Source organism: Psychrobacter sp. MES7-P7E (assembly GCF_002863645.1).
GTDB lineage: Bacteria > Pseudomonadota > Gammaproteobacteria > Pseudomonadales > Moraxellaceae > Psychrobacter.
Genome location: NZ_PJBU01000015.1, coordinates 1 through 8,054 on the forward strand (window position 1 = coordinate 1; position 8,054 = coordinate 8,054).

The following is an 8,054-nucleotide window of genomic DNA, read 5'->3' on the forward strand; positions in this document are numbered from 1 at the left end:
AGATGCAGTATATTTCCGAAATATTGAGCCTGTTGCTTTAGGATTTCTTGATTCGATATATAGTCTCTGTAAATTTGTATAATTGTATTTTTACTAATATCTGCCTCTTTTAAGCTCTCAGCTTGAAGACCTTCAAATTCAAATATATTATTCTCATCTGTATTTTTCATAAATACTTATATCCATAAAATTAGCCGTGTAAGATGGGTTAGTTTGCCACATTAATGGTAGGTTACGCTATCGCTATCAGATCCTACCAAGTAGAAAAAAACGTGATTATCTACAACAACCAAATTTTAGACAACAAAAAAGGCCACTCCCTAAAGAGTAGCCTTTTATCATTAATCATCTAAAAAATGCTAATTATTGCGGACGGCCTTGACCATGTCCTTCAGGTTTTTTATACCCTTTTACAGTCATACAGGCTTCTAGTTTTTTCATATCACTTTGGCTTGGACGATTCTCTTTAGACATTTTTACGCCAGCTCGTTGAGCACAGTCATCCATGGCTTGCTTCATATCAGCAGACATCGCAGGTCTTTGATGGTTGCGATCGCTTGTGCCATTTGATGTACCGCTTGACGCACAGGCGCTAACGCCAACAGTAGATGCCAAGACAATAAATAGTAACTTTTTCATAGAGAGTCCTTAAGAGTTTCAGAGGTCGTACAAGAGTGGGTAACGTCAATTTGTGTTGGTTATATCGTTATTAACCAGTTGTTTCTATATCGTATGCGTATACGCATCATATCTAACCATTTAAATATTAATACATTTAGATTTTAAGTATCTTTAATAAATATTAAGAAAGGTAACATAGCGAAGTAACTTAGGTCTTAGTTTATATATCAACTTCCATTCATGGCTTATAGTTTACGCTTCGCCTTGTAATGGTTAATAAAAAAGGCCACCCTATAAAGAGTGGCCTTTTATCAATCAGGACTAACGGTATTAGCTGACTTCTTTCATACCTTGTTCAAGCATTGGCTTTAAGAATATACCCGTGTATGATTCTTTGACTTCAGCCACTTCCTCAGGTGTACCTTCAGCGATGATCATACCGCCACCTTTACCGCCTTCAGGGCCTAGATCAATCACCCAATCCGCCGTTTTAATGACATCTAAGTTATGCTCAATGACCACAATGGTATTACCTTTATCGCGTAGGGCATGCAGGATATTGAGTAGCTTATCGATATCATGGAAATGCAAACCAGTGGTTGGCTCATCCAAGATGTAGAGCGTCTGTCCCGTATCACGTTTGGCAAGCTCACGCGCCAGTTTGACACGTTGCGCTTCACCACCTGATAGCGTTGGTGCAGACTGACCCAAGCGAATATAGCTCAGACCGACATCCATCAGTGCTTGCAGACGACGATAGATGGCTGGTATCGCTGAGAAGAACTCAACGGCATCTTCAACCGTCATATCAAGCACATCAGCGATGGTTTTGCCTTTGTAGTGAATCTCTAGTGTCTCGCGGTTATAGCGCTTGCCTTCACAGGTATCACAGGGCACATACATATCTGGTAAGAAATGCATCTCAACTTTGATAAGACCATCACCTTGGCACATCTCACAGCGTCCGCCTTTTACGTTGAAACTAAAGCGGCCCGGTTTATAGCCACGGGCACGCGCTTCTTGCGTCTGGGCAAACATCTCACGCACAGGGGTAAATACACCTGTATAAGTTGCTGGGTTTGAACGCGGTGTACGACCAATTGGACTTTGATCAATATCGACCATTTTGTCCAAATGTTCAAGACCGCTAATGCTTTCAAATTTATCGGCAACCAGCGTTGAGGCATTGTTTAACTGAGTCGCTGCCAATGGCATAAGCGTGCGGTTAATCAAGGTTGATTTACCCGAACCTGAGACACCCGTCACACAAGTCATGATGCCAACAGGAATGGTCAAATCCACATCGTGTAGGTTATTACCTGACGCGCCTTTTAGCTCGATGGTCATCGGTACTTTTTTGGCTTTGGCCTTACCTTTGACTTCGACATCGATGGTTTTGGCTTTATGACGCACAGTTGGAATCTCGATTTTCTTCTTACCAGACATATATTGTCCAGTCAGCGATTCTTTATTTGCCATGATGTCATCGACCGTACCTTGGGCAATTACGTGGCCACCATGTACGCCTGCACCGATACCGATATCGATGACGTGATCCGCTTGGCGAATCGCATCTTCATCATGCTCAACGACCAGTACCGTATTGCCTAAGTCACGCAAGCGCGTTAGGGTTTTTAGCAGACGATCATTGTCACGCTGATGCAGACCGATTGACGGCTCATCAAGTACATACATGACGCCCATCAAACCTGCACCGATTTGACTAGCCAAACGAATACGCTGCGCTTCACCGCCCGATAACGTCTCGGCAGAGCGGGCGAGTGTTAAATAATCAAGCCCGACGCTGACGAGAAAGTTTAAGCGCTCATTAATCTCTTTAAAGATTTTTTCGGCTACTTCACCTTTGTGACCGCCAATCTTTAGCGTTTTATAATAGTCAGCCGCATCACCGATAGATAGCTTAACGATTTCTGCAATGGTCTGATCATCAACACGGACATTGCGTGAGATTTCATTCAGACGTGCACCATCACAAACGTTACAAGTGGTATCAGCCAGATATTTAGCTAACTCGTCACGGACAAGGTTACTTTGCGTCTTGGCATAACGACGCTCTAGGTAAGGAAGGACACCTTCGAACGGTACAGTCTTGTTCGTTTTGCGACCGCGCTCATCGGTAAAATTAAAGGTCAGCTTTTCTTTACCAGAGCCATGCATGATTAGGTCTTGCTGTTCTTTTGACAGGTCCTGCCACGGTGCATCCATGTCGATTTTGAAATGCTTACAAACCGTGCTAAGCAAGCCAAAGTAGTAGGCATGACGCTTGTCCCAACCATTGATTGCGCCTTGGTTAAGTGACTTCTCATGATGGGTAATGAGTTTTTCAGCAGCGAAATATTGACGTTTACCGAGACCATCACAGCTTGGGCATGCGCCGTATGGGTTATTAAAACTAAACATACGTGGCTCAAGCTCAGGCACCGCACGATCACAGACAGGGCATGAATGCTTAGCTGACATCACTTGGTTTTCGTCACCGCCTTCTTTTGGATTACCATCCATAAAGTGCAGCGTGACCAGTCCTTGACCCAAACGTAACGCCGTCTCTAAGCTCTCAGCGACACGGTTGCCCAAGTCATCACGAACTTTAAAGCGATCGACCACCACTTCGATGGTATGTTTTTTCTTCTTATCCAACGTCGGTAGCTCGTCGGTATCATAGACATCACCGTCGACGCGCACACGGACAAAACCTTGACCGATGAGCTGCTCAAGCAAGACGGTATGCTCACCTTTACGCTCACGGATGACAGGTGCCAAGATCATAATCTTGGTATCATCTGGCAATGCCATGACCTGATCGACCATTTCAGTGACCGACTGTGCGACCATTGGCTCACCGTGCTCAGGGCAATATGGTGTACCAATGCGTGCATAGAGCAGACGCAGATAGTCATAAATCTCGGTAATCGTACCGACGGTCGAGCGTGGGTTATGGTTGGTTGATTTTTGCTCGATAGCAATCGCAGGGGATAGACCCTCGATACTATCGACGTCAGGTTTCTCCATTTGCGAGAGGAACTGACGCGCGTATGCCGATAAGCTTTCGACATAACGACGTTGCCCTTCGGCATATAGCGTGTCAAATGCCAATGAAGATTTACCAGAGCCAGATAGGCCAGTGATTACCACGAATTTATCTCGTGGAATGTCTAAATCGATGTTTTTTAAATTATGAGTACGTGCGCCGCGTATTGCGATATGGTCATGTGCCATCGGTTACAGGTTTCCTATTTGCTAAAAGGGGATTGGGAAATATCTCAAGTCAAAAAGTAAATACAGATCAGTAAAATAGTTGGTTAAAAGGTGAATAATTCTAAATTTATGATGTTGTTATAAGTAGTGTTGTTATAAAAGATATCGTTATAAATAATACCGTTATGAACAGTGTCGTTATAAAAGGTACATACATTGATAAGGTAAAAGTTAAGCCAGCCTAGTTATTCATTTTCTATTGTTGTTTGGCTTTATATTGTTTGTCGTTCCTACGACTATTTTTTATAGGACTCAGCAAATCTAAATCAAATCAATGTTAAGTAACAGGTATCGTTTGTTATGGTTTTGACCAAAAATGTCATTTTATAGAAGCGTTCGTCGTTACGTAGATATGGTGAGTGAGCCATTAATTGTGCTGACAACGTTTTACTTTATTGTCATGGTGACAGCATTATTCAAGGTGTCACTGTGCATCTGATGCACTTGGTAACAAAATAATCTCGTAATATGAATGGCTTGGGTTGAGGGCGCATACGTTACTGCACCAGTAAGACAAAAGTCTCGGCAACCAAACGGCGAATGTCTTATACTAGGGGGCTTGATTTATAGGCCAATGCCTTGATAAACCAGTAGTGATAAATCATGGTATGGCACAGTGTTAGTCGTGAAAGATAGCAATGAGCAACCAGCAATGATCAACCAGTGAGGCAAGTATGAATAGCGTAGAGAAACGGGCAATCCTCGGAGTCGGTGGCATCTTTGCCTTACGTATGATTGGCTTGTTTATGATTGTGCCGGTATTTTCTGTTTATGGTGACAATTATGCACACGCGACGCCGTTTTTGATTGGTTTGGCCGTTGGTATTTATGGCTTAGGGCAGGCTATTTTTCAGATACCGATGAGTTTGGCTGCTGATAAATTCCCGCGTAAGCCTATTATCTTTTTGGGATTGATACTGTTCGCTGTCGGCGGCATGATTGCGGCAAATGCGACGGATATTTACGAAGTGATTATTGGTCGAGCGCTGGCGGGTAGTGGTGCGGTCTCTGCTGTGCTGATGGCGTTACTGGCTGATGTGACTCGTGAAGAGATGCGTACCAAAGCGATGGCGACGATGGGGCTGACGATTGCGACCTCTATCATGCTTGCCTTTGCTTTTGGTCCATTATTAGTCGGCTCGCTCGGTATCTCTGGACTGTTTTGGCTAACTTCAGGATTTGCTATTTTGGCGATGCTGCTATTGGTGGTGGTACCGACGCCTATGCGCGTGCTTAAGCATAATTTGGATAACAAAACCATTGGTCAACAGTTAGCCACTGTCCTCAAGATTGGCGATCTTAACCGCTTACATATCGGTATCTTTGCGCTACACCTAACGATGACGGCGATATTTGTGATATTGCCGCACCAGCTCAGTGACGTACTTGGCTTATCAGTACGTCAGCAAGGCATGGTGTATTTGCCACTATTGTTTATTGGTTTCGCCATCGCGATACCGTTTATTATCATCGCTGAAAAGAAACGCAAAATGCGTCAGGTTTTTTTGGGTGCGATTGCATTAATGACCGCCGCTTTAGCCATACTCGCGCTTGGTAGTCAGGTCGGTATTGGTATTATATTGGGCTTGCTGCTGTACTTTATGGGCTTTAACCTGCTTGAGGCGACGATTCCCTCATGGATATCTAAGCGTGCACCAGTCGCTAATAAAGCGACCGCGATGGGGCTTAACTCTTCTAGTCAGTTCTTTGGTGCATTTGTAGGCGGGGCAATGGGTGGTCTGTTATTAAGCCAGCCTAATTTGTTGGCGTGGGGCATACTGGCTATTATTATGGGTGCCGCACTGCTTATTATTATTCCTATTTCTCAGCCACCTTATCTATCGAGCGCGACCGTTACTATTCCCAAAGACATCAATATCCAAGACTGGTCACGACAAATGCTGGCAGTAGATGGTGTTGATGAGCTGGTCGTAATGGCAAAAGAGCAAGTCGCCTATTTAAAGTTAGATAAGACACAGTTGACAGATGATTCACGTCAGCAGCTATCGAGTTTGGCGCAGAGTCCGCTAGATATATAATAGTTTTGTACTAGTAGTTGTATATGAAATAAAGCCAAATAGCAAAAATTGCACAGACAGCAATCTCATAAACCATCAGTATCAATCAGTGGAAACTAACTACTTATCTCTATTTAAAAGGAATTAATATGAGTAAATCTAAGATGCTGTCTGGTAGTGTCATCGAAGGTAGAAAGAAAACGCATCGCTCAATAGCTAAGTTAACCGTAGGTCTTGGTTTATCAGCCATGCTATTAACCTCTGGTTGCGCTACACAAAATATTCAGGCCTATCAGAGCACTACACCAACGCTCGACATGCATGAGTTTTTTTCGGGGCAAATCGATGGTTGGGGTATGTTTCAAGGTCGAAATGGTGAGGTCAAAAAGCGCTTTTATGTCGACATTAATGCAACCCATGAGGGAGATGATATCATTGTCCTAAACGAGAATTTCTCGTGGGCAGATGGCACGAAATCGCAGCGTATATGGCGTCTGACTGAGCAGACAGATGGCAGTTGGAAAGGTGTAGCAGGTGATGTAATTGGCGAGGCAACAGGGAAAGTGGTTGGCAATACGTTGCACTGGAATTACTTACTAGAGTTACCTGTCGAGGACAAGACCTATAAAGTAACGTTCGATGATTGGATGTATCTTATCAATGAGGATGTCATGCTCAATCGCTCAGTGATGAAAAAATTTGGCGTAGAGCTTGGTAGCGTGACGTTGAGCATGCATCGTAAGCCTTCTGATGATAACTAGAAACCTCTAAATCACTTGATAGTAAGTTAGATGCTATGCAATATTGATAAAGTTAGACGGTGTTCTTCAGCGTCTTAAAATGGCAAAATAGCAGCATATTTATCTATTACCTGTTATTTATTGGACTCTACAATATCGACTAGTATATCAAGATAGAGGATCTAAGCGACATAGACTGACGTGCACCATAGGTAGCCTATAGATATTTCGATAAAAATTGGTTAAAGTAAAATTATACAATTGATAGTGTCAAATGATGCTATCAGATAACGATTAAAACAGTTTATTAAATTATTCATAAGTAAAAGGACAGTATCATGCGCGGAGTCAATAAAGTTATCATCATCGGTAACCTCGGAGCAGATCCTGAGGCACGCCAATTCAGCAATGGCGGTAGCGTAACCAATATCTCGGTTGCGACATCAGAGCAGTGGACAGACAAACAAAGCGGCGAAAAAAGAGAAGCGACAGAGTGGCATCGTATCGCACTTTTTAATCGTCTAGGTGAGATCGCAGCGCAATACCTGCGTAAAGGCAGCAAAGTCTACATCGAAGGTAGTTTGCGTACACGTAAATACCAAGACCAAAGTGGTCAAGACCGTTATATTACTGAGATTCGTGCTGAACAAATGCAGATGCTCGATGGTCAAACTGGCGGCGGTCAGGGTGGAGATAGCTTTGGTGGTCAAAACCAAGGTCAAAGTGGCGGCTATAATAACCAAGGTGGTCAAAACAACCAGAACAACTTTGGTCAGCAAGCAAATAATCAGATGGCACATCAAGGCGGCTACAACCAACCAGCGGCTCAAGGTGGTCAGAATAGCTTTAATAATCAAGCGCCTGCTCAGCAAAACCAGTTCAATCAGCCAGCACAGAAACCTGCACAATCTAAGCCTACAGCAATGCCAGATGGCCCTGTAGATGATGATATTCCGTTTTAGGATACACCTTAGACTTAATGTTAAAAAAGCCCTGCAACTGCAGGGCTTTTTTAATGCTTGCTATAGTTGATTCAATTTAAAAGAGATACAAGGCAACTGAGTGCGGATGTATATGTCATACTTCAAGCGAGGTTAACACTGTGGCTCTCTTATAGAGGGTTAGCTATATCCAAAAATATAATTCAGTTGATGCTTTTTAACGTAGCTAAACTAATTTTTTATTAAAGAATTTTTAATTTATTTAGTACGCTCTTAATATGTAAACGAATAAACTTAAGTTTAATTAGTACTGGTTTAATACTGTTAATTATTACATTAGCTAATATGCTTACTACCTTCTATACTCTATATTGACCGTTTATACCAAAAAATAATTACGATTAATGACGTTTAGTTTTAAAAATTGCTATACTAACTTTATATGGCGTATAGTTAAT

The 8,054-nt window shown here is 42.7% G+C and carries 5 protein-coding genes; 3 read left to right on the top strand and 2 right to left on the bottom strand.

From position 1 onward, the window contains the following. Positions 1 to 363: 363 nt before the first annotated feature. Together CXF62_RS00970 and uvrA are read right to left on the bottom strand one after the other, a co-directional pair. Positions 364 to 639 carry a hypothetical protein gene (locus CXF62_RS00970; protein WP_102092584.1) on the bottom strand — a complete coding sequence of 92 codons (276 nt, stop codon included), beginning with the start codon at positions 637 to 639 and terminating at the stop codon, positions 364 to 366. A 312-nt stretch (positions 640 to 951) separates the two neighbouring features. Next, complete coding sequence (uvrA, locus tag CXF62_RS00975) at positions 952 to 3,858, bottom strand: excinuclease ABC subunit UvrA (protein WP_102092585.1); 2,907 nt, start codon at positions 3,856 to 3,858, stop codon at positions 952 to 954. A gap of 713 nt (positions 3,859 to 4,571) precedes the next feature. On the opposite strand from uvrA, the gene CXF62_RS00980 reads away from it, so the two are divergent. The 3 genes from CXF62_RS00980 (at position 4,572) to ssb (ending at position 7,617) form a co-directional block, all read left to right on the top strand. Then, positions 4,572 to 5,936: an MFS transporter gene (locus CXF62_RS00980; RefSeq protein WP_102092586.1), complete on the top strand. Its 1,365-nt coding sequence runs from the start codon at positions 4,572 to 4,574 to the stop codon at positions 5,934 to 5,936. 128 nt (positions 5,937 to 6,064) lie between these two features. After that, positions 6,065 to 6,676, top strand: a complete 612-nt coding sequence (locus tag CXF62_RS00985; protein ID WP_102092587.1) for a DUF3833 domain-containing protein — start codon at positions 6,065 to 6,067, stop codon at positions 6,674 to 6,676. Between the two features lie 317 nt (positions 6,677 to 6,993). Further along, positions 6,994 to 7,617, top strand: a complete 624-nt coding sequence (gene ssb / locus CXF62_RS00990; protein WP_101204383.1) for a single-stranded DNA-binding protein — start codon at positions 6,994 to 6,996, stop codon at positions 7,615 to 7,617. The last annotated feature ends 437 nt before the right edge of the window (positions 7,618 to 8,054 follow it).

What these genes read in the sequence shown, in the direction of transcription:
- CXF62_RS00970 (WP_102092584.1), bottom strand. Translation starts at nt 639, where the DNA reads ATGAAAAAGTTACTATTTATTGTCTTGGCATCTACTGTTGGCGTTAGC.
- uvrA (WP_102092585.1), bottom strand. Translation starts at nt 3,858, where the DNA reads ATGGCACATGACCATATCGCAATACGCGGCGCACGTACTCATAATTTA.
- CXF62_RS00980 (WP_102092586.1), top strand. Translation starts at nt 4,572, where the DNA reads ATGAATAGCGTAGAGAAACGGGCAATCCTCGGAGTCGGTGGCATCTTT.
- CXF62_RS00985 (WP_102092587.1), top strand. Translation starts at nt 6,065, where the DNA reads ATGAGTAAATCTAAGATGCTGTCTGGTAGTGTCATCGAAGGTAGAAAG.
- ssb (WP_101204383.1), top strand. Translation starts at nt 6,994, where the DNA reads ATGCGCGGAGTCAATAAAGTTATCATCATCGGTAACCTCGGAGCAGAT.